Source organism: Exiguobacterium sp. s16 (genome assembly GCF_018618115.1).
GTDB classification, from domain to species: Bacteria; Bacillota; Bacilli; order Exiguobacteriales; family Exiguobacteriaceae; genus Exiguobacterium; species Exiguobacterium mexicanum_A.
In genome coordinates, this window is record NZ_JACSLM010000006.1 from 33923 (window position 1) to 59191 (window position 25269).

Annotated in this window: 26 protein-coding genes; 9 read left to right on the plus strand and 17 right to left on the minus strand. The window is 52.8% G+C overall.

Features of this window, described 5'->3' with window-relative positions; genetic code table 11:
• Positions 1–193: 193 nt before the first annotated feature.
• A complete protein-coding gene (locus tag KNP86_RS11450) occupies positions 194–628 on the plus strand; it encodes a DUF6188 family protein (protein WP_214710730.1) in 435 nt (144 codons plus the stop codon).
• A 120-nt stretch (positions 629–748) separates the two neighbouring features.
• Here the strand turns inward: KNP86_RS11450 and KNP86_RS11455 are convergent, their stop codons facing one another.
• The 6 genes from KNP86_RS11455 to KNP86_RS11480 all read right to left on the minus strand — a co-directional run bounded on the left by KNP86_RS11455 (position 749) and on the right by KNP86_RS11480 (position 7877).
• Entirely contained in the window at positions 749–2194 is a 1446-nt protein-coding gene (locus KNP86_RS11455) for a glycoside hydrolase family 1 protein (RefSeq protein WP_214754354.1), read from the minus strand.
• Positions 2195–2208: 14 nt separating this feature from the next.
• A complete protein-coding gene (locus KNP86_RS11460) occupies positions 2209–4059 on the minus strand; it encodes a beta-glucoside-specific PTS transporter subunit IIABC (RefSeq protein ID WP_214754356.1) in 1851 nt (616 codons plus the stop codon).
• 99 nt (positions 4060–4158) lie between these two features.
• Positions 4159–5010: a BglG family transcription antiterminator LicT gene (licT, locus tag KNP86_RS11465; protein ID WP_214754358.1), complete on the minus strand. Its 852-nt coding sequence runs from the start codon at positions 5008–5010 to the stop codon at positions 4159–4161.
• A 211-nt stretch (positions 5011–5221) separates the two neighbouring features.
• Positions 5222–5962, minus strand: a complete 741-nt coding sequence (locus tag KNP86_RS11470) for an AAA family ATPase (RefSeq protein ID WP_214754520.1) — start codon at positions 5960–5962, stop codon at positions 5222–5224.
• Positions 5953–7230, minus strand: coding sequence for a sensor histidine kinase (locus tag KNP86_RS11475; protein WP_034780538.1), 1278 nt, complete (start codon positions 7228–7230; stop codon positions 5953–5955). The genes KNP86_RS11470 and KNP86_RS11475 overlap by 10 nt, the downstream gene beginning before the upstream one ends.
• On the minus strand, positions 7227–7877 hold the full coding sequence (locus KNP86_RS11480; protein WP_214754360.1) for a response regulator transcription factor: 651 nt from the start codon (positions 7875–7877) through the stop codon (positions 7227–7229). The genes KNP86_RS11475 and KNP86_RS11480 overlap by 4 nt, the downstream gene beginning before the upstream one ends.
• Positions 7878–8019: 142 nt before the next feature.
• On the opposite strand from KNP86_RS11480, the gene KNP86_RS11485 reads away from it, so the two are divergent.
• Entirely contained in the window at positions 8020–8589 is a 570-nt protein-coding gene (locus tag KNP86_RS11485; protein ID WP_214754361.1) for a hypothetical protein, read from the plus strand.
• A gap of 29 nt (positions 8590–8618) precedes the next feature.
• Here the strand turns inward: KNP86_RS11485 and KNP86_RS11490 are convergent, their stop codons facing one another.
• Positions 8619–9326: a membrane protein gene (locus tag KNP86_RS11490; RefSeq protein WP_034780533.1), complete on the minus strand. Its 708-nt coding sequence runs from the start codon at positions 9324–9326 to the stop codon at positions 8619–8621.
• Between the two features lie 90 nt (positions 9327–9416).
• Entirely contained in the window at positions 9417–11327 is a 1911-nt protein-coding gene (locus tag KNP86_RS11495) for an endonuclease MutS2 (protein WP_214754363.1), read from the minus strand.
• Positions 11328–11786: 459 nt separating this feature from the next.
• Between KNP86_RS11495 and KNP86_RS11500 the strand changes: the two genes are divergently transcribed.
• Genes KNP86_RS11500 through nagE form a run of 3 tightly spaced genes read left to right on the plus strand, consistent with a single transcriptional unit; the run spans position 11787 to position 14627 of the window.
• Positions 11787–12275 (plus strand): PTS sugar transporter subunit IIA, encoded by a 489-nt coding sequence (locus KNP86_RS11500; RefSeq protein WP_051627763.1) that lies wholly within the window; start codon positions 11787–11789, stop codon positions 12273–12275.
• A 19-nt stretch (positions 12276–12294) separates the two neighbouring features.
• A complete protein-coding gene (locus KNP86_RS11505) occupies positions 12295–13143 on the plus strand; it encodes a PRD domain-containing protein (protein WP_034780531.1) in 849 nt (282 codons plus the stop codon).
• Complete coding sequence (gene nagE / locus KNP86_RS11510; protein WP_034780529.1) at positions 13140–14627, plus strand: N-acetylglucosamine-specific PTS transporter subunit IIBC; 1488 nt, start codon at positions 13140–13142, stop codon at positions 14625–14627. The genes KNP86_RS11505 and nagE overlap by 4 nt, the downstream gene beginning before the upstream one ends.
• A 305-nt stretch (positions 14628–14932) precedes the next feature.
• Here the strand turns inward: nagE and htpX are convergent, their stop codons facing one another.
• Positions 14933–15814 (minus strand): zinc metalloprotease HtpX, encoded by an 882-nt coding sequence (htpX, locus tag KNP86_RS11515; protein ID WP_034780909.1) that lies wholly within the window; start codon positions 15812–15814, stop codon positions 14933–14935.
• A 21-nt stretch (positions 15815–15835) separates the two neighbouring features.
• The gene (locus KNP86_RS11520; RefSeq protein WP_034780526.1) at positions 15836–16384 is read right to left on the minus strand and encodes a LemA family protein; all 549 of its coding nucleotides are present in this window, start codon (positions 16382–16384) and stop codon (positions 15836–15838) included.
• A gap of 138 nt (positions 16385–16522) precedes the next feature.
• Between KNP86_RS11520 and KNP86_RS11525 the strand changes: the two genes are divergently transcribed.
• Together KNP86_RS11525 and KNP86_RS11530 are read left to right on the plus strand one after the other, a co-directional pair.
• Positions 16523–16975 (plus strand): NUDIX hydrolase, encoded by a 453-nt coding sequence (locus KNP86_RS11525; protein WP_214754366.1) that lies wholly within the window; start codon positions 16523–16525, stop codon positions 16973–16975.
• A complete protein-coding gene (locus KNP86_RS11530) occupies positions 16966–18150 on the plus strand; it encodes a M20 metallopeptidase family protein (protein WP_052090255.1) in 1185 nt (394 codons plus the stop codon). The genes KNP86_RS11525 and KNP86_RS11530 overlap by 10 nt, the downstream gene beginning before the upstream one ends.
• Before the next feature lie 10 nt (positions 18151–18160).
• On the opposite strand, the gene KNP86_RS11535 is transcribed toward KNP86_RS11530, so the two are convergent.
• The 5 genes from KNP86_RS11535 to KNP86_RS11555 form a co-directional block, all read right to left on the minus strand.
• Positions 18161–19486, minus strand: a complete 1326-nt coding sequence (locus KNP86_RS11535) for a hemolysin family protein (protein ID WP_138860144.1) — start codon at positions 19484–19486, stop codon at positions 18161–18163.
• An 88-nt stretch (positions 19487–19574) separates the two neighbouring features.
• Positions 19575–20051: a DMT family transporter gene (locus KNP86_RS11540; protein WP_214754368.1), complete on the minus strand. Its 477-nt coding sequence runs from the start codon at positions 20049–20051 to the stop codon at positions 19575–19577.
• 11 nt (positions 20052–20062) lie between these two features.
• A complete protein-coding gene (locus tag KNP86_RS11545) occupies positions 20063–20734 on the minus strand; it encodes a Crp/Fnr family transcriptional regulator (RefSeq protein ID WP_084592951.1) in 672 nt (223 codons plus the stop codon).
• A gap of 11 nt (positions 20735–20745) precedes the next feature.
• Positions 20746–21171, minus strand: coding sequence for a DMT family transporter (locus tag KNP86_RS11550; protein ID WP_214710743.1), 426 nt, complete (start codon positions 21169–21171; stop codon positions 20746–20748).
• 109 nt (positions 21172–21280) lie between these two features.
• On the minus strand, positions 21281–21940 hold the full coding sequence (locus tag KNP86_RS11555; RefSeq protein WP_034780515.1) for a type 1 glutamine amidotransferase domain-containing protein: 660 nt from the start codon (positions 21938–21940) through the stop codon (positions 21281–21283).
• 373 nt (positions 21941–22313) lie between these two features.
• Between KNP86_RS11555 and KNP86_RS11560 the strand changes: the two genes are divergently transcribed.
• On the plus strand, positions 22314–23420 hold the full coding sequence (locus tag KNP86_RS11560; protein ID WP_034780513.1) for a glycerol dehydrogenase: 1107 nt from the start codon (positions 22314–22316) through the stop codon (positions 23418–23420).
• Positions 23421–23437: 17 nt separating this feature from the next.
• Here KNP86_RS11560 and KNP86_RS11565 read toward each other — a convergent pair whose 3' ends face one another.
• Positions 23438–23908, minus strand: a complete 471-nt coding sequence (locus KNP86_RS11565; RefSeq protein ID WP_214754370.1) for a hypothetical protein — start codon at positions 23906–23908, stop codon at positions 23438–23440.
• 61 nt (positions 23909–23969) lie between these two features.
• The gene (locus KNP86_RS11570; protein WP_034780509.1) at positions 23970–24188 is read right to left on the minus strand and encodes a hypothetical protein; all 219 of its coding nucleotides are present in this window, start codon (positions 24186–24188) and stop codon (positions 23970–23972) included.
• 200 nt (positions 24189–24388) lie between these two features.
• Here KNP86_RS11570 and KNP86_RS11575 point away from each other — a divergent pair, with 200 nt between their 5' ends.
• The gene (locus tag KNP86_RS11575) at positions 24389–25228 is read left to right on the plus strand and encodes a M15 family metallopeptidase (protein WP_214754372.1); all 840 of its coding nucleotides are present in this window, start codon (positions 24389–24391) and stop codon (positions 25226–25228) included.
• The last annotated feature ends 41 nt before the right edge of the window (positions 25229–25269 follow it).

Genomic DNA, 25269 nt, shown 5'->3' on the forward strand with positions numbered 1-25269 from the left:
TCGAATCATCGAACGCGGGACCGGATTTGTCCAATCACTGACCAAACTTTTAACTTACTTGAAGTATTTTCCATAAGTTGTCGAACTCGCTTGTTCTTTCTCATATGAGTGATTTCACATAATCCTTTCATTTACTTTAGCGAAGTAACGTGGAATGATGGAATTAACTAACCTATTTAAGCGAGGTGGAAGCGTGACCCGTACCGAACATCTTGAAGCAACACGGATTTTACAGCATTTGTTTAACGCGTCTTCCTTCGTCGGAATCGACTTTGGTTCCGGCCCCAATCATCATCTACTCTACTTCAACCGAGACGGCAACGAGTCGTGGCTCTCGATTGAAGGACCTTGGTACGTCCATTCATCGGGACCTTCGTTCAACGAAGATGAACAACTCCATCACCTCGTCGGACTCCGGCGTGAACGCGTCCGTTCCATCCTGTTATCTGAAGACAATCCCCATCTTGAACTGACATTTGAATCTGGAGCCGTCCTGTTCGTGAACGGCTATCACGAACAGTATGAAAGTTGGCAGGCCGGAGACGCCCGTCCGCTCGGAGGCGAACACTTCTTACTCGTCGCCATGCCTCAAGGGGACTTGGCCGTCTTTGCAGAGGAAGACGTCTGATGGCAGCCTGGACGGAGATTCTCACGTATATGTTGATTGCCGGTGGTGTCAGTCTCGCGATCATCGTCTTGCGCAAAGTCACGAAAGCATAAGAAAAGAGCGGCCGCGGCCGCTCTTTTCTTATTTTACCGTCTCATCTTCGAACAAGCTCGCCCCGTTCGTCTGGATGACGTCTTGATACCAGAAGAACGAGTCTTTCCGCGAACGCTCGAGCGTCCCCGACCCGTCGTCATGCTTATCGACGTAGATGAAGCCGTAACGCTTGCTGTACTCCCCGGTCGATGCACTGACGAGGTCGATACAGCCCCAGCTCGTATAGCCGATGACGTCGACACCGTCTTCAATCGCCTCCACCATCGCTTTCAAATGGTCACGCAAGTACTCAATCCGATAATCGTCATGAACCGAACCGTCCGCTTCAACCTTGTCATAAGCACCGAGACCATTCTCGACGATGAAGAGCGGTAATTCATAGCGCTCATACAGTTTGTTCAAGATGACGCGAAGTCCCATCGGATCGATTTCCCAACCCCAGTCGCTCGCCTTGAGGTAAGGGTTTTTCACCCCGCTCATAATGTTCCCCGCTGCCTCGTCTTCCGTCTTCTCCGCTTTCTCGGTACGCGACATATAGTAGCTGAGCGAGAAAAAGTCGACCGTGTTCGCTTTCAGTGTCTCGAGGTCCCCGTCTTCCATCACGAGTTCGATTCCGTTCTCACGGAAGAAGCGTTTCGCGAATGATGGATACTCACCACGGACATGGACGTCGCCACAGAAAAAGTTCATCATGCGCTCGGCGTCGTGTGCATACCAGATGTCTTCCGGATTCGAGCTGTACGGATAGACCGGCGCCGCGATGAGCATGCAGCCGATTTGCATCGACGGATCGATCTCTTTTGCCGCTTTTGTCGCGAGCGCACTTGCCACGAGTTGATGGTGCAACCCTTGGTACGTCAACTGCAACTGGTCGTCCCCTTCACGAATCGCCATTCCGAGACTGAGCATCGGCATGAACTGGGCCCCGTTGATTTCATTGAACGTGAGCCAATATTTGACCTTGCCTTGGTAACGTTCGAACAAGACACGGCTGTATCGCTCGAAGAATGTCACGAGGCGACGGTCGCGCCAACCACCGTATGCTGTCGCCAAATGGAGCGGCAACTCGTAATGTGAAATCGTGACGAGTGGCTCGATTCCTTGCGCGACGAGTTCATCGATGACGCGGTCATAGAATTTGAGCCCTTCCTCGTTTGGTTCGAGCTCATCTCCATTCGGGAAGATGCGCGACCAAGCGATCGACATGCGGAACGTCTTGAAGCCCATCTCTTTGAAGAGGGCGATGTCTTCCTTGTAGTGATGATAGAAGTCGATGCCTTCATGGTTCGGGTATGTGTACTCGTCATGCAACTCGAAATCGAACGTCGGGTCATGAATGATTTTCATTCGGTCTTTGCCGCCCGGCATCACATCCGCGATCGAGAGCCCTTTTCCACCTTCTTGGTATCCACCTTCAAATTGGTTCGCCGCCGTGGCGCCACCCCATAAAAAGTTCTTCGCTACTTGTTTCATGTTTGTTCCTCCTCTTAGGCTAAGACGCGCAAGACGCCGTGGTTTGGTTCGACGATGCCGACATGTGTCGGCAAGACATCTAAGTAATTCCCTGTATTCGTGACAATTACCGGGGTAATCGTGTCATAACCGGCTTGGGCAATGGCTTCTAGATCAAATTTCACTAACACCTCGCCCTCGGTCACACGCTGTCCGGCTTGGACGAACGTTTCAAAATGTTTCCCACCGAGCTGGACCGTGTCGAGCCCGACGTGAATCAATACTTCGACGCCGCTATGTGAGCGGAGTCCGATGGCGTGCTTCGATTGGAAGACCGTGACGACTTCGCCATCGAATGGGGCGTAGACGACCCCTTCTGTCGGCATGATGGCAAGTCCTTTCCCCATCGCGCCGCTCGAGAACACTTCATCGCGAACGGTCTCGAGGGAAACCGCTTCTCCTTTGACTGGAGCCGATACCGGGAAACCGACGTGCTCCGATACGGCCGGCGCTACTTCTGCCGTTGTCTGTTCGCCTGTCTCGACTTCTTTATGGAATGCGAACGTGAGTCCGAACGAGACGAGTGTCGCGACCACAAGACCGATCAAGGCGCCGTAGAACGTCATATCGAGACCCGTCGCCGGAATCATGACCGGGATACTGAACACGCCGAGACCACCCATCGCGTAAGCCGCCGTGCCAAGCATACCGCCGACGACCCCGCCGGCCGCACCGCCAACCATCCCGAAGACGAACGGTTTCTTGCGCGGAAGCGTCAATCCATAAATCGCTGGCTCTGTGATGCCGAACACGCCGGCAATCGTCGATGACGTCCCGAGCCCTTTCGTCTTCGGGTCACGCGCCTTCAATGTGATGGCGAGCGTTGCCCCGACCTGACCGAACGTCGCCATGAGGACTCCGACGACGATCGTGTCCATGCCGACGACCGCCAAGTTGTTGATGATGATCGGCACGAGCCCCCAGTGGAGACCGAACATGACGAGCACTTGCCAGAACGCGCCGATGAAGGCGATAGCGACGACCGGACTGAGTTCATATAAGAACGAATAGCCGCCGGCGAGTCCTTGGCTCGCGTATGTCGCGACCGGACCGATCGCGAGGAATGTGAGCGGGACGACAATCAAGAGTGCCATCATCGGTGTCGTGAAGTTACGGACCGCTTCATGCGTGTGTTTGTTAAAGAATGTCTCAACTTTCGATGACACATACGCTGCTAAGATGATTGGAATGACCGAGGACGCGTAGCTCATCAAGACGACCGGTACCGTGAGGAACGTGAGCGACTCGCCCGCTCCTTGCATCGCGACGATGGCCGGGTAGACGAGCGCACCCCCGATAATCATCCCGATATACGGATTGCCGCCAAACTTCTTCGCTGCCGAATGGCCGAGAATGACCGGTAGGAAGTAGAAGAGTGCGTCAGCCGCTGCGTTCAAAACAATATACGTGCCCATGTCTTGCGTGAGCAGACCGAGGGCGACGAGAATCGCGAGCAACCCTTTCAATAGACCGCTACCGGCCATCGGACCGAGAATCGGGGTAAAAATCCCCGCAATCACATCAATCAACCGGTTAAAGACGCCCGATTTTTCCGTATCGTCGTTCGATGACGTCTGGAATCCGCCCGCCTCGACCACGTCTTGGTAGACGTAAGGGACGTTGTTGCCGATGACGACTTGGAACTGACCGCCGCTTTGGACGACCGTGATGACACCGTCATGGTTTTTTAACGCCTCGGGATTGGCTTTTTGTTCATCTTTTAATTTAAAACGTAGCCGTGTCGCACAATGGAACACGCTTTTGACGTTATCTTTCCCGCCGACGTGACGAATGATGTCCGCCGCGAGCGTTTTTGTTTGGCTCATACTATTCACTCCTTTAATTTGGATAAAAAGAAAAACCTAAATGAACGCACACGGGAGGTGTCGTCATTTAGGTTTGGCCTGCATCATCAGTAACCATCCTTAGGATCGTCGTTCTTTCATTAAGTTTTCGATATGAATCATCATATACAACCGCTCATCGGTCGAGACCTCGTAATTGTACTTCGTGGCGATCAACCCTGCGATTTTCTCGACACATTCGTAAGCATCCGGATAACGCAGCTTCACCATCTCAAACAGCGTCTCATCACCGCCGGGTTTAATCTTCTCCCCGGAGGCGATCCGTTGGACGAAGTATTTCAAGTGGGTCAAAAACCGTGAGTAGGCGTACGACTCTTCGTCCAAATCAATTTGAAAGTGGTACGTGATGATGGTGAGAATCGCTTGCGTGGCGCGTGTCATCTCGGTGACGAGATGTAAGTTCTCACCTTTTGCACCCGACATCGTCGCGTTGACGAGATGGAGGGCGATCGCGACCGCCTCGTCTTCGTCTAACTTGACGTCATGCCGGTCGTTAATCAGGGCGACCGCTTCTTTCCCGATCGCGAACTCGGGTCCATAAAACCGCTTCACTTCCCAAACGAGCGGGTTACGGATGATGATTCCATCTCGATATCGGCTGAGAGCGAAATGGATGTGGTCGGCGAGGGTCACGTAAAGCGAGTCATGGACCGGCTTCTCGAGTCGCATCTCCGCGAGCTTGACGATTTCTTTGACCGTATCCATCTCGGTAGCCGGCATCTCATTCAAAAAATGGACAAACCGTTCATGGCTTTCTTTACTCTCGAGCGTAAAGACTTTTTCAATCCGCGTTTGATCGATTGCATCGCCTGGACGCTTTTGGAACGCGATTCCCCGTCCCATGACGACTTGTTCTTGACCGTTCGCTTGAATGGCCACGACGTTATTGTTGAACACTTTTGAAATTTGCATGGAATCAATTCACCTCCGCTCAAGTTCGATTGAAAAGAAAAAAACCTAAATTCACACCGGTCCCCACATCTGGATGATCGGCATCAATTTAGGTTTTGCCTGCTTGACCAGTAACAATCCCAAAGTGGATTTTCTTCTTCTCGCTACTAGCATACCCCCTTGAAATCTTGACGTCAACATAAAAATAAAACGCTTACACCGTGACCGTTTTTCATTCGAATAGGATACGTTGCATCCGTTCCGGTGCCGCTAGAAAGTCGCGCATGACACGGACGTGCTCGAGTTCATCAAACGTCGTCGGCCGGAGTCCCGTCTCGACTTGGAGGATGTCGGCGTCCGGATACGACATGAGGATTGGCGAATGGGTCGCGATGATGAATTGACTTCCCGACTTGACGAGTTCATGCATCCTTGCGAGCATCGTCAACTGCCGCATCGGGGACAAGGCGGCCTCGGGCTCATCTAAAATATACAGTCCGCCGTCTCGGAAACGATGGAGCATGAGCGACAAGAACGCCTCCCCGTGCGACTGCTCATGGAGCGATCGACCGCCGTAGGACGCATAAAACCGTTCCGGGTCGGGCGACGTTCGCGCGATCTCATCCACATAGCTCGACAGTTGATATGCCGTCTCGGCCCGGAGGAAAAATCCGTCTTTCGGCCGGTACGCGCCCCGAATCGGACGAAGCGCTTCGAACAGCGGGCTATGTGTCGACTCGGTCTCAAAACGGAACGTCGTCGCGCCGCCTTCCGGATTGAATCCAGCGGCGATGGCCATCCCTTCGACCAACGTCGATTTCCCGCTCCCATTCTCACCAACCAAGAACGTGACCGGCTTCGTCAGCGTCAATTCATCAAATCCATCAAAAATCGGTAGCGAGAACGGGTACCCTGGCTTTTCAATCCGATCTCGCTCTAAGCGGACACCCCGCAAAAATAAGTTTAGTCCCATTCGATCCAAAACAACGCCCCCTCTCCCTCTCTCGATTCGACTCCGTAAACGAGCCCTTGAGCCTCGAGCAACAGCTTGTTGATAGCCAGACCAAGTCCGTGACCGTTCGAACGGTCCCCTTTCACATACATATCCCAGATGTTGGCGCGCATCGTCTCGGCAATGCCCGGCCCTTCGTCTTCGATTTCAAGCCGTCGCTCGGAGAGCCTGATCGTGATCACACCTCCTAGTGGACTGGCGTGATACGCGTTCTGAAGAAAGTTCGACAGCACACGCTCCATCGCCAATCGGTCCGCCTGGACGACCGCGTCCTCGACGAGTTCAAGTGTGACCGTCACTTCCTTATGACGGAACCATTCATCCATCCGCGAGACAGTCTCTTTAATCAATGCATCCAAACGAACGGACTCGAGCGAAAGTGTCACGTTGCCCGCGGATAGTTTGGAGTATTCGAGCATCTGACTGACGAGCCGATCGATCCGATCGACTTCCTCGGTTAAACTGCGACCCGTCGCCGCCACATCTTCTTGTTTGACGACACCGAGTTCAAGCATTTCGGCCTCGTTCCGGACAATGGCAAGCGGGGTCCGGACATCGTGCGTAACCCCTGAGATGAATGTATTTTGCATCCGTTCTTTCTCTTCGAGTGATGTGTTCATCTGACGGACCGCTTCCGTCAAATCTCCAATCTCGTCGTCGGTGACAGGCGGTAGTGTGATGTCATGCCGGCCCGACATGATGGCTGTGGTCGCCTGCTTCAACTCGACGAGCGGGGACGTCAAACGCCGCCCCATCCAATACGTCACACCGACGGCGACGATGAGCGCGAGCAAGAACCCGCTCCCGAGAATGACGTAGATTTGACGAAACTGCGGATTCGACAGCGGGACGGGTGCGTACGTCACGATTTGTACATCCCCTTCTTCCCGAAGGAACGTCAATAACCGCGCCCCGTTCACACTGACCTCATCTCGTTCGGAAAGTAAGTCTGGATCGAGGACTGGCGACATATGTCGACGCATCCTGCCCCCACGATCAAGATTGACCGCCTCCCCGTCTTGAAACACGAGAACATCGAGTTGACCCGGTATGCCGCGTCCATCCACAAGCGCCTCATACACGATGTCCGCTTCACGCTCGAGTTGGTCATAGCTCTCCGTCTCCGCGAAACGCCCAATCAGGAGTGATGTCAGACCAAATGTGAGCACCGCCATGACGACGAGAGGGAGGATCGCGGTCCAGAGCAACTTCTTCATCAACCGGCTCATCGGACTTCCTCCAATCGATAACCGACGCGATGCACCGTCTTCAAGTACCGCTTCATCGTCGGCAATTTGTCACGCAACTGTTTGACGTGCGTGTCGACCGTGCGCGTGTCCCCGGCGAACGTATAATCCCACACCTCGTCGAGTAGGCGGTTGCGATCGAGCGCTTCTCCACTATGTTTCAAGAAGAAGAGGAGCAACTCGTATTCTTTATTGGTCATTCGAATCGCTTGCCCGGCGTCGGTCACCGTGCGTGAACGTGCGTCCACCGTCATGTCGCCGAACGAAATCTCGTCCGTCTGTTTGACGAGACGTTTCAGGCGAATTTCGAGTTCTTTTAACACGATCGGTTTGACCAAATAATCGTCGGCCCCGAGCTCGAGGCCGAACACACGGTCATCCGCCTCTCCTCGTGCCGTCGCCAAGATGATGGCCGGCCGCGGCTTGAGCGTCTTCAATTTTGGAATGAGCGTCCAACCTTCCCCGTCCGGCAGACGAACGTCGAGCAAGACCGCATCGAACGGTTGCTCGAGCTGCCGTTTCGCTTCGGCGAGTGTACCGGCCACACTGACGTGAAACCCCGCGTACGTTAAAAAGCGGGCGAGCCCGTCCGCTAATTTCGGTTCATCTTCGACTACGAGTACGTTCATCTCTATCGCCTCCACTCCCATTATATCGCATCGGGTAACGAACCCATCGTTTCCCAAAGACAATTTGCAGAAACCTTGCAACTCCCTCACAACTTTTGTACGCCCTCGCTCTACACTTGAAGTAGTAAAGGAGGAGATTGATATGAAGACATCTAAATTAGCTATCGCCCTGGCCGGTCTACTTGCCGTCTCAGGTACCGGCGTCTATGCTGCCACAAACGATACGACAACGACCGACGGAACGGAGACGACGACCCAATGCGAACGTGGGGAACGTGGAGAGCGAGGCATGTTCGGTGACCGAGCAGCCGGGCAGGCCGCTTTGCTCGAGGCGCTTGGCTTGACCGAAGCCGAGGTGGAAGCAGCGCGAGAAGAAGGAGAATCGCTTCCCGAACTCGCGGAAGAAACAGGCATCACGATCGAACAGTTCATTGAGGCGATGATCTCTTCTCATGAAGTGAAACTTGACGCCGCGGTCGAATCCGGTGACTTGACGCAAGATGAGGCCGACGCGATTCTTGCCGACCACGAAGAGCGTTTTGCTGACGTCACGAGTTACGACGACTTAGGCGACATGCGCGGCTTTGGCGGTGGACGTCACGGAGGTGGGCATGGTCCTCATCACGGTGGTCAATTCGGTGGATCGAACCAAGATGAGGACACACCTGCGGTCGATGATAACGTAGACAAGCAGAGCACCAATTCACTGTAAGCAAAAAGGCAACCACGAGGGTTGCCTTTTCATATGGCCAATAACAGCAGAGCGTATCCGATAAGCCCAACGGCAAAGGCGCGGAAACTGCTGTCCCGCTCTTCCGGCAACTCTTCCTTCATGACGTTCAAAATAATCCCACCGGCCAAGAACGCGACAATCATCGACAGCGTCACTTCATGGAGCGCGGAAAATACGCCGACGCCCCACCCGGCAAGCACGGCCAACGACAACCACAATCGGCCTCGCCTGTCATATTGCTGGCGATGGTGGTGCCTCAAACCTTGGTCGACCGTGACGAAGTGAATCCCTAGCGCAAGAAAGTAGAGCGTCATCGCCCACACCGTATCAAATTCGCTCTCCGCGAGCACATAGCCGATACTGAAGTTGTAAACGACGAACAACGCCATATGAATCCAAAACACATTGCCTTTCCCACGGTTCTTCATTTGCGTGGCCAATCGTTCCAGCCCATAAAACACGGCCAATCCGAGCATGCTGACGACGAGGATGTGATTCTCGATCGAGGCGAACAGCCCACTCTCGAGATGTCCTTCGAGCTCGCGTTGATATTCGTTCAGCTCAGGTAAAAGGTGTAGAAACACATAGGCGACGGCGACACCGCCGGCGAGTGACAGAAACCGGCTCCGCGGCGTCTCGCGCACGTGAATCAACTGTCCAGAGAAGTAATGAATCAAGGCAAATCCGATGGCGAACAACAAGCTTAACCAAAACATCCAGTCACCTCCGACACGTTACCCGAAAGCCGAACTGTACGTGATGACTCCCGGTCCTTGTTCCTTACCCGAGTGTCCTCCCGGATACACTCATTCGCCTCGTTCGGCACGTTGCCGCGCCCGAATCTCTTTCTCGACGCGACGGAGCGCCTTCTTCGAACCGCGAGCAAAGTCGTGGGCTTCTTTCCGGTCCCGATAATCGACGAATAATGTCTCCAGGTCATAACCAGCCGGATACAAGTCGAGCGCTTTCGCCTCACGCCGAACCCGACGGAGCGGATGCTCGCTGAAGACACCGTCGACATACACGGTGACTTGGCGCAACGATGCGTCCATCGCATAGACGAGTCCGACTTGATTCGTCTCGAGCAGACGGATCCGGTCCCCTTTTGACAGAACTTGATCTGGTTCGATGACGGATGAGACGACTGCTTGCGTCAGACGTGCCGGATCGACGAGCGACTGGTCGTACGACTTGTCGTGCATATAGCGGGCCGCCTGCTTCAAAATCGATTCGGGCAATTTCATTTTCCGGGCAATGAACAAGGCGTTGCTGTCGCCGGACTGCCCGATCAACAACCGATATTTTGGTTCGAGCGTGTCTGGGTCGAACTGCATGGCCGCGTTCATAAAGTCAGGATGCGTCTCGGAGTACGCTTTGATTTCGCCGTAATGGGTCGAGGCGACGACGAGACAACCTCGTTTATATGCTTCCTCTAAAATTGCGATGGCGAGGGCCGCTCCCTCGTTCGGTTCGGTCCCGCTTCCAATCTCATCGAATAACAGTAACGACCGTTTCCCCGCCTTCTGCATGATGTTCGCCACGTTATGCATATGGGCCGAGAACGTGCTGAGCGCCGAACCCATGTCCTGGTTGTCCCCGATATCGACGAATACGTCGTCAAACGTCGAGATGTCCGTATCCGGATGGGCCGGGATATGAAGTCCGCTCATCGTCATCAAACTGAGCAGACCGATCGTCTTCAAGACGACCGTCTTCCCGCCGGCGTTCGGTCCGGTGATAATCAGACCGCGGTACGTGTCCCCGAGCGAGAAGTCGAGAGGGACCGCCCGTTCGAGGAGCGGATGGCGGACTTGTTTCAAACGGATTTTCCCGACAGCGTTCACGCGAGGGGCGATGCCATCGAGGGCTTGGCTATACTTCCCTTTCGCGAACACCATGTCGTATTGGGCGATGACATCAAGCGTCGCCTCGATGGTCGGCAACGCTTCCGCCACCATGCCGGTGAGCGTGGCGAGCACTTGATAGATTTCGACCGCTTCCTCCGTTCGTTTGACGACGAGTTCCGCGTTCAACTTCGCGACCGCCTCTGGTTCGATGAAAACGGTCGTGCCTCGGCTCGACGTGTCGATGATTGTCCCAGCGACTTTATGTTTATATGACGCTTTGATTGGAATTGTGAATCGGTCTTGTTTCTTCGTCACAAAGCCGTCTTGAATCGCTTCCCGGTTTGCGGCGCTCTTCAAGAACTTGCTCAACCGCTCCTCGATCCGTCCTTCGAGAATGTCGATTTGTTTGCGGACGCGTTTCAATTCTTTGGACGCCTCGTCGACGACCCGTCCCCCACGAATCGATTGGACGATGTCTTCCTCGATGCTGCGCCACTCGCTCATCTCATCCGCGTAAAGGGACAAGAGTGGGGCAAAGAACGCCTGCTCGGCCATGAACCGCTTCAGTTTCCGGGCCCCGCGGAAAAATTCGGCGACGGCTTCGAGTTCGCTTGCCTCGAGCTGGATGCCACGGCTGATTTTACCGATGAGCGGTTCCATAGCAGACACCCCGATAAAGGGGACGTGTGACGTCGCGTCGAGAATCGCGCGTGCTTCCGATGTCTCTTGAAGCCGTTTTTTCACCGTTTGCAGATGGCTTGTCGGACGCTGGTTTCGCAACAAGTTGCGTCCGAATCCGCTGATGCAGTATCGTTCGACGTGATGAATCAAGTCGTTGTATTGTAGTTTGTCTAATGTTTGTTCATTCATGATGGAGTCTCCTTATTTTGTGATGGAGATACCGCGCAAACAAAAAGCGTCGGCCGATGACGACCAACGCAAAAAGACAGACCGGTGTCTGGCAGTTTATGAAGGGCGGTATCTGTAACAGAACATGAAGGCATGACAAAAAGACGCGTCATCCAACAATTTTCAGTTCGTTAGGCAGATACAACCTCACTCATTAACATGCAACACCTTTCCCATTCAGTTTCGCCCTAACTATACAACAGATTTTCGAAGAAGTAAAATTTCTAGAGAACGCTTTCAAATTAGGTCTTGATATCTATACATCGGCGTGCTATCTTGAGGGTGAAGAAACGAATAATGATCACATGTGACTGATTCGATCAGGCATGGGGTAAGACGAAAGGCTCACGCCACCCGTCTATACTCCATGCCTGTTTTGTTTTTTCACAATCATTTTTCAAGCGAAAGGATGAATCGAACATGTTATTGAATAAGTGGATGAAGAGACATACACTGACACTTTACGCACCCATGGAAGGAGACATCATTCCACTTGAGGAAGTGACCGACCCCGTCTTCAGCGAGAAGATGATGGGCGACGGGATTGCCATCATGCCGACGGACGGAACGGTCGTCGCACCGGTAGATGGAACCATCATTCAGGTCGCACCGACGAAGCACGCGATTGGTATCCGTTCGGGAGACGGAGCTGAAATTTTGATTCATGTCGGACTCGATACGGTCGAACTTGCGGGTAGCCCATTCAACGTCCACGTCAAAGTCGGTGACACGGTCACGACCGGACAGCCACTCTTGACGGCCGACTTGGAACAAATTCAGCGAGCCGGTAAAGACACGGTCACTCCGATGGTCATCACAAACGGGAGCACGTTAGAGCACCCGTATTCGTTCCATGCAGGAGGCCCATCGCTTCCCGGGAAAACCGTCGTCGCTCAAGCGGAACAATGACTCCTCGTTAGGAGGACACATGTTAAAAATTAAAAAGATTTTAAACAACAACGCGGTCATCGTCTCGGACGAGGGCGAAGAGAAGATCGCCATCGGACCAGGCGTCGCGTTCAAGAAGGCTCGCAACGATATCGTCAATCCGCATAAGGTGGAAAAGCTGTTCGTCATGTCGGAGAATGATAAGTTTCAACAACTGCTGACACGGATTCCGATTGAGCACTTCACGATTTCAGAAGAAATCATTTCGCATGCGGAAAAACGGCTCGAGACGACGTTCAACGAACACATCCATATCGTGCTCACCGATCATATCTCGTTTGCCATCGAGCGCGAGCAAGAAGGCATCTCGCTTCGCAACAAGCTGTTGAATGAGATTAAGATTTTATATCGCAACGAATACGAAATCGGGTTATGGGCGCTTCACCTCATCGAGGACAAACTCGGCGTGAAGATGCCGAAAGATGAGGCGGCCTTCATCGCGCTGCACATCCATACACTAAAAGTGAAGGGAGGTGATTTACGCAAGACGGTCAAACAGACGACAATCGTACGTGACATGATTCAATCGATTTCGAGACGACTCGATCTATCTATAGAAGAAGATGACTTATCCTATCAACGCTTATTAACTCATTTACGATTCGTCATGGATCGGGTCAACCATTACGATCACCATACGATCGACGAAGATATGCTTCTCATGATTCAAACGAAGTTCTCGTCGGCCTATGCATGTGCGTCTGACGTCGCCAACGAAATGGAAGACTTATACGGCATCGTCTTGCCCGAATCAGAGCTTGGTTACATCACGCTCCACATTCAACGCCTGCAAGATCAACACCATCAAAAAGGAGGACATTCACAATGATGAACTTTTTACAACGTCTCGGACGTTCCCTCATGTTGCCGGTTGCGGTACTTCCTGCAGCGGCCATTCTCATGGGAATCGGTTACTGGATCGACCCGGTCGGCTGGGGTTCTGAAAACATCGCCGCCGCATTCTTGATCAAAGCCGGTTCAGCAATCATCGATAACATTCCAATTCTCTTCGCAGTCGGGGTCGCCCTCGGTATGGCGAAAAACCGTGACGGCTCAGCCGCTCTAAGCGGACTTGTCGCCTTCCTCACGGTCACGACACTCTTGTCTTCGGCAACGGTCGCCTTGTTCCAAGGTGTCGACGTCGAAGCCGTCAACCCAGCGTTCGGTAAGATTGCCAACGCGTTCGTCGGTATCTTGTCAGGTATCGTCGCCGCTCAAATGTACAACCGCTTCAGTCATGTGAAACTTCCAGACGCGCTCGCCTTCTTTAGCGGGAAGCGTCTCGTGCCAATCATGACGGCATTCTCGATGATCCTCGTCTCGGTCGCCCTTTACTTCGTCTGGCCGGTCGTGTACACAGGACTCGTCGGATTTGGGGAAACGATCTCTAAAATGGGTGCAATCGGGGCAGGCCTTTACGGCTTCTTCAACCGTCTCTTGATCCCAACTGGTCTTCACCACGCCTTGAACTCGGTATTTTGGTTCGATGTGGCCGGCATTAACGATATCGGTAACTTCTGGTCAGGTGAAGGTGTGAAAGGGATTACTGGACGCTATCAAGCCGGGTTCTTCCCGATTATGATGTTCGGTCTTCCGGCAGCAGCCCTCGCCATGTACCATACAGCGAAAACAAAACGTAAAAAACAAGCGGCCTCGCTCCTTCTCGCCGCAGCGTTCGCATCGTTCTTCACAGGTGTCACGGAACCGCTCGAATTCTCGTTCATGTTCCTCGCACCAGTTCTCTACCTCGTCCACGCGGTCTTGACAGGAGTTTCCCTCTTCATCGCGGCGACGTTCCAATGGACGGCCGGATTCGGCTTCAGCGCCGGTCTTGTCGACTTTGTCCTCAGCTCACGGTTACCGCTCGCGAACCAGCCGTACATGTTGCTCGTTCAAGGTCTCGTCTTCGGTGCCATCTACTACGTCATCTTCCGCTTCATGATCGTCAAGCTCAACTTGGCAACGCCAGGCCGTGAGTCAGACGAAGCTGTTGACGCGGTCGCAACGGAAACTGCTCCTGAAGGCGAAACAAAAACGGCTCCAGTCGCTGCCGGCGGTCAATATTCAGCGATGGCAGCGATGATTTACGATGGTCTCGGTGGCGATCAAAACGTCACAGGCATCGAGTCATGCGTCACGCGCCTCCGCGTCGATGTGAAAGACATGGATACGGTCGACCAAGCCCAAATCAAGAAAGCGGGCATCCCTGGTATCAAGGTTGTCAGCCCGAACCACATTCAAGTCATCGTCGGAACGAACGTCCAATTCGTCCTCGAAGAGATTGAAAAACTCCGGAGCCATCGCGCCGGGTAACTGACGAAAGCCACCTCGCGCACGAGGTGGCTTTTTGCCGTCTTGGCTCATATGTTAACAAAATTGTCGTTCACTCAGCTCTTCTTTTTGACTGACATCAACATGAGCGAAACCGTGATGGAATAAATCAATAAAAATAGGACAATGCCTAACTCGAGTGCCGACTCAAACATGGAATCTCCTCCATTTCATCCTCTTTTTACTATCATTCCCATTTAATATTGATACAAACTGGATTTGCGAAATGAGTTGGTCCTATTCACGTACAAAAAAGCCCTCTTCTAAAAAGAGGACCTTCGTATAGGCTACATACTGCGAAGTCTGGCAATCCGTTCAGCCGGGTTCGGGTGCGTCGAGAACAGACCGCTCAGCTTTTTCTTAAGCGGGTCTGAAAAGTAAAGCGACGCCGAGGCACGAGAGGCTTCCTTCACCGGTGTTTGGATATTCGCGATTTTCTCTAGCGCCGACGCGAGCGCATCCGGATTACGCGTCAACTCGGCCCCGCTCGCATCCGCCAAAAACTCGCGATTTCGCGAGATGGCCAAGTTGACGAGCGTGGCGATGAGCGGCGCAAGAATCAATAACACCAGCCCGACGATCATAAAAATCGGATTTTGGTTGTTGTCGCGGCGTCCACCGACACTTCGGAAGAAGAGCATCCGTGAGCCGATATCACTCATGATGGCGATGACCGAGACGAGGGCGAGCGTCACTGTCGCCAATCGCACATCGTAATTTTTAATATGGGCGACTTCATGGGCGATGACGCCTTCGACTTCTTCTCGCGTCAACTGATCGAGCAGTCCGGTCGTCACGGCGACGGCCGCTTTCTCTGGTTTCAGGCCGGTCGCGAACGCATTCGGTGACGCATCATTGATGATAAAGATGCGCGGCATCGGGACACGCGCGACCATGGCCATGTTCTCAACCGTGTGCCACAGAAATCGGTGCTGGTCGACCGAGGTGATTTCTTGGGCATGGTTCATCTTCATGACGATGTTCGTGCTCGACATGATGACAATCCCGATATAAAACAACGAGAACACCGGAGTGAAGATGAGGCCTGGGAGCGGGTCACCATAGTTCAAATATGAGATGACCACTCCAACGGCCAAGACGAGCAGGACGAATCCGGCCACGATGAACACGGTTTTGATTTTATTTTTACGAATTTGTTCATACAGGATCATCGTCGCCACCCCAATCCATTAGAATGAGACACGCACGTTTTCGCGTTCTTCCTCACGTGCTTCGAGCATGTCGCGTTTTTCGAAATTATGGACGGAGGCGATGATGTTCGTCGGGACCGATTCGACTTTCGTGTTATATTTCATGACCGTATTGTTATATAACTGCCGTGAATAGGCGACTTTGTTCTCCGTCTGTGTCAATTCTTCTTGGAGCATCTTAAAATTCTCGTTCGCTTTCAAATCTGGGTATGCCTCCCGAAGCGCGAACAAATTCTTCAATGCGCCGCTCAATTGATCGTTCACTTCCATCTGTTCTTGACGGCTCGTCTTCGAACCGAGTTGATTCCGTAACTCAACAACTTTTGCGAGCGTCTCTTGCTCATGCTTGGCATAGCCTTTTACCGTTTCGACCAAGTTCGGAATCAAATCGTAACGCCGTTTCAGCTGCACATCAATCTGTGCCCACGCCTCGTCGACCCAGTTCCGATATTTGACGAGCCCGTTGTACATCGAAAAATAGATGAACGCCAAGACAACGATGATACCGATTGCGATAATCCAACCCATTTCGACACCTCATTTCATGATTTTCTCCTGTATTAATTCCCTTTTGTCGTATACCATAAGCATAACTTAGGGAATATGTAGAAAATGATTCATATATGCTGTGGGTTCTCTCACGAATTCATACAAAGGAGTGTCATCATGTCCGTTCCTACCATCGTTGTTGCCGTGAAAGCGGTGATTGTGCAAGACGGCCACATTCTCATCATCAAACGAGCTGATGATGACGAGGCCAATCCCGGCACGTGGGAACTCGCCGGAGGCAAACTCGACTTTGGCGAGTCGCTCGAACGCGCTCTTGAACGGGAAGTGTTCGAAGAGGCCGGTTTGCATGTGGCGGTCCAGCAATTGTTGTACGCCACGACGTTTTTGACCGCCCCGGATCGTCAAGTCGTCATCATGACGTACTTAGCTCACCCGGTCGCGACGACCGTCACCCTCTCCGAGGAGCACAGTGATGCCAGATGGGTGACGGCTGACGAAGCGCAAACCTTATTACATCGTCCGATTCTCGACGATTTGAATTCACACGACGTATGGACCTTGCTTCAACCAAAAATGATCAACGGACAGGAGTGTAAATCATGCTTGTGACTGACCTCGATTCACGCTTGACGGAGCTATACGACGAGATGGTGACGCTCCGCCGTCACTTCCATCAACATCCCGAACTTTCATTCGAAGAACGAGAGACACCTCGGACGATTGCAGCTTATTTGCGCGACCTCGGCCTCGATGTGCGCGAACATGTCGGTGGCAACGGTGTTGTCGCACGGATTCATGGCGGCGAAGGTCCGACCATCGCGTTTCGGGCCGACTTTGACGCCTTGCCGATTCAAGATTTAAAGGACGTCCCGTACCGTTCGAAAGTGAATGGCTCGATGCACGCTTGCGGTCATGATGCGCATACGGCGACTTTGCTCGTCCTTGCGAAAGCACTCACGGAAATCGACCTTCCGGGAGATGTCGTCCTCATTCACCAGTTCGCTGAAGAACTCGCGCCAGGTGGGGCCAAACCGATGATCGAAGATGGATGTCTTGACGGTGTCGATTATATTTACGGCTCTCATATTTGGACCCCGCTTCCATACGGGACGATTGGTGTGAAGACGGGACCGATCATGGCCGCGGCTGATCGCTTCGAACTGACCGTCAAAGGCAAAGGTGGTCACGGGGCCATCCCGCAACACACGGTCGATGCCGTCATGGTCGGAACGAATATCGTCAGCCAGTTGCAACAAGTCATCAGTCGTCGCATCGACCCGCTCGAACCGGCCGTCTTAACTGTCGGCACGTTCGTTGCCGGTCAGGCGTTCAACGTCATCGCCGATGAAGCGAAGCTGTCTGGCACGGTACGGACGTTCACACCGGAGACGCAAACACGCATCATCGCCGAGATGGAGCGGACTATCACCCATATCTGTTCGGCGAGCGAAGCGCACTACGAGCTCGACTATATCCGGGGCTACCCCGCCGTGATCAACCATCCCATCGAGACCGATCACGTCCGTCGCAGCGCCGCTCGCGTCGTTGGCACCGATGGCGTCATCGAGATGTCCCCGCTCATGGTCGGAGAAGATTTTGCCTATTATATGCAACACGTACCGGGCAGCTTCTTCTTCACCGGAGCCGGTAACCCGGAAGTCGGTGCCGTCTTCCCTCATCATCATCCCCGCTTCGATGTGGACGAACGGGCGATGCTTCATACCGCCCGCGTCCTCATGCAGGCGGCATTCGAGACATGGAACGCGCCTAAAAAAGAAGACTGACGCCGCGGCGTCAGTCTTCTTTTGTTTGTTCAGGCAACATCGATACGAGCACTTGGTCAACACGTTTGCCGTCCATATCGACGACCTCGAATCGAAGACCATATGCTTCGACAACGTCTCCCCGTTTTGGGAAATCGCCAAGCGCATAAATAACAAGTCCGGCAAGAGTATGATACGAGTTACGCCCTTCATCAAAACGATTGTCTCGAATTCCGAACGTCCGCTTCAAATCCTCAATCCCGAGCAAACCATCGGCCAAGTACGAACCGTCTTCACGGCGCACGACTTCCGGTGTCTCTTCTTCAATCATCACTTCGCCGACGATTTCTTCTAGAATATCGAACAATGTGACCATCCCGAGGAATCCGCCGTACTCATCGAGCACGAAGGCGATTTCGACGCCATTCTTTTGCATCATCTGCAACACCTGGCTCGCTTCTCGCTGTTTTGGGACGATGAGTGGTTGTTTGATTCGCTTCAAAATTTGTGAGGGCTCCCGAAGCGTCGATAATGTCAAAATGTCACGGACATCGATATAACCGACGAACTCGTCGAGCGTATCGCGCCCGACCGGGAGTTTATTGTGTTTACTCTCATAAATCGATTTCTTGATATCGTCCATATCGTCTTCAAGGTCGACCCATTCCAGCGTCGTCCGCGGTTGCATCAATTCATAAATCAGCTGGTCATGGAACGCAAACACACGCTCGACCTGCTGCACTTCCTCGTGTGCGAATGCCCCTTGCTGAGCTCCTTCGAACAAGAGTTGCTTGATTTCAAGCTCGGTCTCACCACTCGACTGCTCCGCTTTCAAGCCAAGCAATTTGAAAAGGAAGAGTGTCGACTTCGACAAAATCCAAATAAACGGTCGCATCACTTTACTAAATAAGTCGAGTGCCGGAATGATCGCCATCGTGACTTTTTCCGGAGCCACGAGCGCAATCCGTTTCGGCACGAGCTCACCGATGATGAGCGACAAATACGTAATAATCGTGACGACGACGACGTAACCGACGGTCGGTGCGTACTGGGGACTCATGCCAAGATTGGCGAACACATCGGCGAGCGGCGCCGAGAAACGCGCACCCCCGTAAGCCCCGTTGATGATACCGATCAATGTGATTCCGACTTGGACAGTCGATAACAGGTCGGTCGGATCTTTTGAATACTTGAGTGCGATTTCGGCACTGCGTTTACCACGGCTCGCCTCGACTTCAAGTTTGGCCGGTTTGGACGAGATCAGTGCGATTTCCGTCATCGCGAAAATCCCGTTCAACACAATCAAGAATAAAACGATCAGTAAATCGATCACTATGGAAGAATCCACTGTTTTCATCACCTCTGCGTATATTTCGTACTACAATCTCATCATATCAGAGATTTGTTATTCACCTGTACCCGTTTCACTCAAGAAAAAAGCCCCTTCAACGTGAAGTGGCTTCGGGTGCGCCTTCCTGATGCAGGGCCGCCGCTTGAGATTGTTTGAAGACGATGACGCCTAAGAGCAACACCATCAACCCGATGACCTGCCCTGGGGACAGTGACAACTGTTGCATCCCGAACGCTCCCGTTAGGTCGACGGCGAGCGCCCATATCAACTGAGATACGAGAATGATGGACACCGATAGCGTCGGTCCGAGCAATTGAATGCTTCGCATCACACAGAAGACGACACCGACCCCGAGCAACCCGCCGAGCGCGTATATCGGCGAGATTTCGAATACGCCGTGAACATTACCACCGAACAAAGCGAGTGGGACAAGCGATCCAAGCAAGCCGACAATGAAGACGAGCACCGTTGTCGCCCATGCCCCCAGATGGGCGTTCATTTTGGCATTGACTGCAGCTTGTACACTAATAAATGCGCCGGCTACCGCCGAACAGATGATTCCTACTATCATGAGTTGCCTCCTTATTCGTACAACATGCCATTGGCACGTTCTTTTAATCGAGTCGCATCTAAAATCGTTACTTTTGTCCGCGTCTTTTCGACGAGCCCTTCATCCGCGAACGATTGTAACGTCCGATTCAAATGACGATAACTCGTCCCGAGCCATTCCGCCACTTCTTTTCGTTTCAACTGACTCATCTCGTCTTGGAACAAGTCGTTCCCTGATTCGCTGAGCGAGACGAGATATCCCGCCAATCGTTCTTCGAGTGTCGACATGAGATGGTTCGACGAGGCATTCGCCTCGATGAACAGTTTCTCAGATACGCCGCGCAGAAGATGCTCCGTGAACTCGATCGTTCGGTTATGCGTGCGGAGCACATCAAACGGCACGCGCAGACAGGTTACTGCCCCGACCGCCTCGACCGTGTGGAGTACGTTGCGTCCGCTGGCGTATTCGATATCCCCAATCAATGTTGGGGCCATCTTTAAACGGAGCAAGCGCAACTTGCCTTCCTCGCTCAACGTATAGATTTTGACACGCCCTTCTAACACGACGAAGAGAGACTCGATCGGGTTATCGTTCGTGCAGAGCATCGCTCCGGACGGATACGTCACAATCGTCGATGCCTCTAATGTTTGTTCCGAGAACAGGTGGGCCCACCCGAGTCGTTCTAGTGCTGCCTCTACTTTCATCCGTCTCCCCCTTACGTGAACGTGTAAATGCCAATCCCGGCGACCATCAAGGCAAGTCCTGTGAGCTGACCTTGGTTGAGCGGTTTCCGTTTCACACCAAACCATCCGTTCACATCAATCAAAAACGCCCCGATCAATTGGGCGACGAGCAAGACGCAGATCGCCCAAGTCACACCGAGCTGTTGAATAGCGGTCAGTTCTCCGAAAACGACAAACACCCCGAACAGACCGCCCAAGCTATAGTACCAAGGTACGCGCCGAAACGCCGTCATGTCTGCATCCCGCTTGAACGCATAAATGAGAAGAGCAAGTACAAGACCAATGAGGTGAACGACCGTGACCGACATCCAAGCACCGACCGCGTAGCCGAGCTTGGCATTAAAGATCCCTTGCAATGCGATGAACGTGCCCGAAAGCACGGCAAATAACAGACCCATCCGATTTCCTCCTATCTCCTCGTCTGACTTTACGTGAGATGAGAAGGCTTGAAAAGGACATATGTCCGAAAAAAAGACAACTTAGGAGTAACCTAAGCTGTCTGTGGGATTATCCGAGCAATTTGACGATTTCTGCTCCGACTTGTTCTGAAGATTGCGGATTTTGTCCGGTAACGAGACGTTCGTCGACCGTTACGTTGACAGCCCAGTTGTCTGCGCCATCAAATTTTCCACCGCGCTCGCGCATCGCCGATTCAAGGAGGAAAGGTACCGCTGAGTCAAGCTGCATCTCGCGTTCCTCGGCATCCGTGAATCCTGTCACGCGCTTGTCTTTGACGAGCGGATCTCCGTTGCTCAAATTAACGTTGACGAGTCCAATCGGTCCATGACAGACGGCCGCGACGACGTTTCCGCCTTCATACGTATCACGGATGACACGCTGTAACGTTTCACTGTTCGGGAAATCAACGACCGTACCGTGTCCTCCCGGAAGGAAGACTGCGTCATACGTGTCATCGGCCACTTGATCGAGTCGCGCCGTATCTTTCAACAGGTGTTTCGTATCCAACACCTCTTGCGGCAAATCGCCTTCTAGGCTGTTCGCATCGATTGGCACGTCTCCACCTTCGATGCTCGCTACTGTGACTTTATAACCTTGTTTCTCGAATTGAAGATACGGTGCAGCAAACTCCTCGAGCCAAAGCCCTGTCGCGTGACCGTTCTCCAGTTGATTCGCAGAAGTCGTGACAATCAGTACATGTTTAGACATTGCAAATTCCTCCTTCTAAATTAAGCATACGAAAGAGTTGTTCCCGCTGTGAGTTCATTCAAACCTTGTAACCCGTAACGCTACTCTTTTTTTGACCCGGTCCTATTTTTAGAACGGCAGAAATCAATCCACCATCTATACTGGTCTCATCAGCTGGCAGGAGGGAACGACCGTGATGAAGCATGTACTCGACTGGGGATTTCTTGCCGTCGTCGCTTTGATTGTGGTACTCGTGATTATTGGCGGGTTGTGAAGGAAGTCCAAAACAGTTTCACCGAGATGTCACATGTAGGACTGTTTGAAGGAGGGGCTGTATCGGGAACAAACCTACTGTTGTCCTGTCGTCACTGTTACTTTAGAAAGGATGTTGAATATGTCAGAACGCGTATTTATCAGTCCGGCCAAGTACGTGCAAGGAAAAAATACAATCGATCGCATCGGGGAACACGTTAGCCATTTTGGATCACAGGCTCTCTTGATTGCCGATGACATCGTCTGGCGCTTGATTGGGGAACGGGTGACCGATTCACTCAAGTCGAGTGGCGTGAACGCAGAAAAGGCCGATTTTGTCGGGGAAGCGTCACGTCACGAGATTGAACGGATCGCCAAAGCGGCAGCAGAGAGCCATACTGCTTTCGTCATCGGAATGGGCGGCGGAAAAACGCTCGACACGGCGAAAGCTGTCGCCGACGAACTCGATGCCCGCATCGTCATCGTCCCGACCATCGCCTCAACGGATGCCCCGACGAGCGCCTTGTCCGTCATCTATACGGATGAAGGAAACTTTGAAAGCTATCGCTTCTATAAAAAAAACCCGGATTTGGTCCTCGTCGATACGAAATTGATCGCCGAGGCCCCGGCCCGATTCCTTGCCTCGGGGATTGCCGATGCGCTCGCGACATGGGTCGAAGTCCGGAGCGTCCTCGCCTTCGGTGGCAAAACGATGGCGGGTGGTGTCCCGACGATTGCGGCGGAAGCCATCGCCAAACGCTGCGAAGAGGTGCTATTCGATTACGGAATCCCTGCTTATGAATCGGTGAAGGCCAAAGTCGTCACTCCGGCACTCGAGTCCGTTGTCGAGGCGAACACACTTCTAAGTGGTCTCGGTTTTGAAAGCGGCGGGCTCGCAGCGGCCCACGCCATTCATAACGGCTTCACCGCCCTCCACGGAGACATCCACCATTTGACGCACGGGGAAAAAGTCGCGTTCGGCACACTCGTCCAACTTGCGCTCGAAGGCCGAACGCAGGAAGAGTTCGACCGCTACGTCGCCTTGTATATGGCGCTCGAGTTGCCGGTCACACTCGAAGACGTGAAGTTGAAAGACGCTTCCCGTGAAGACATCCTAAAAGTCGGTCAAGCGGCAACGGCGGAAGGTGAGACGATTCATAGTGGGTTCGATGTGACCGCTGAACAAGTGGCCGATGCCATCATCGCGGCCGACCGGTACGCTCGTCTCTATCAAAACAAATTGCAGTGAACAAGAACGAGGAACGGCTAGTTGAGCCGTTCCTCGTTCTTTTGTTTTCGCGTGACGAAGGAAAACGCTACCCCGATTGCCATGAAACTGACCGTCAAGACGAAAAACGTCAATTGGTTCGCATAAATGATGTTCGTGAACTGGTTCCATCCTGAGGCGTACGCCGCATTCTCAGAAGCACGGATTCCAGCCCGGAGCGAAGCCGCTTGACCGGCGTTGATATATAGACCGATTCCCGCCATCACGAGGCTCCCGGCTAAAAGACCGACTCGTCCCAGGCGATGAACCGATTCGACCGCACGCCGAGCAAGCCGAATCGTAATCCAGATGAACAACAGGACGAACGGCCAACCGATGAGCAAGACGAGCACGTAGGGATTCCCTTCACCCGCCGTTTCTGTATAGGCGGCAGTCATCGTCTCGCCGAGTTTGAATAATACAAACGTTATGAGCGTGATGATGAACCACGCCTTGATCAATTTCTCCATGACAACACCTCACCCCCAGTATAGCAAAAAAACACCATGCGCTTTCGCACACGGTGTCAGGTCAGGCTTTCGGACGGACTGCATAGTAAATCAAGATGACGAGCCACGTCCAAACGCCGGTGAAGATCCCGATAATCCCGACGATAAAGAACCCGAGCGGCATCATCGATTTCGTCCGATCATAGTCTTTCCACATGTTCGATAACCCTTTGATGTTGAAATACAAAAAGGCGAAGAACAAGACGAGCAACAATAACGGTAAACCAAAAATGAGTTCCATACGCTCACTCCTTTCTAGTCTCAACCATTCTCTTACATCCAGTGTACTACTTCCCGCTCTCCATCACATCGGGCTCGCGCAGTACAGGAAGCAGGTCAAGAGGCGGAGACAGTCCTGTTCACTATTCCCCAATTTTTCTTCTTTTCATCCCCTTAAAAACCGGGAAAAGAAGACTATCCAGCAAAAAGGGGGTCTTTCCTGTGAAGCTCATCCGTGTACTCCTCGTCCTGTTGCTCGTCTTCCCCACCACGTCCACCTTTGCCGCGACGCCTTCACCTCAGCCAGGCTATACCATCAAGACGACGAAATTGTATTGGCGGGCGATGCAATCGTCTCCGGTCGCCAAGACGCTTTTGACCAATACGCCTGTCCGCTACACGACCTACAACCGAAGCTGGTCGAACGTCTACATTAATGGCACACGCTACTACACTCCGTCTAGTAATTTGAAAGCCGGGATCCCAAAACTTACGGCCACAGAACGGCTTCGACTCGTCAATAAACAACACGGACTATCGAGCACGTATCGCTCTCGTCAACTCGTCACGTTGACCATCCCGACCGTCTATACAAAAGGAAGCGAGCGCACCCTCATGGCCGCTGAAGCCGCTCACGCCCTCGCTCGTCTCTATTATGCCGGGCGAAAAGAAGGACATACGCTGTATGCGCTCAGCGCCTATCGCTCCTATGCCACGCAAAAATCGCTTTACACATATTGGGTCAATACCCGCGGCACGGCATATGCCTCAAAATATGTCGCCCGTCCCGGCCATAGCGAACATCAGACCGGACTCGCCGTCGATATGACGAGTGCACGGATGCGGATGGGGCTCTATGCCTCGTTCGACCAAACCCCTGAAGGAAAATGGATGCTCCAACAGGCACACCGTTACGGGTTCATCGTTCGCTATCCGAAAGGCAAAGAGAAAATCACCGGCTACAATTATGAACCGTGGCATCTTCGTTATGTCGGTGTAAAAGAAGCAACGATAATCAAACAACAAAACTGGACGTTCGAGGACTGGTGGGCGAAACGTTGACGCGAGCATCTCGAGCGATTCATTGAATGCGTTCAAGGTAT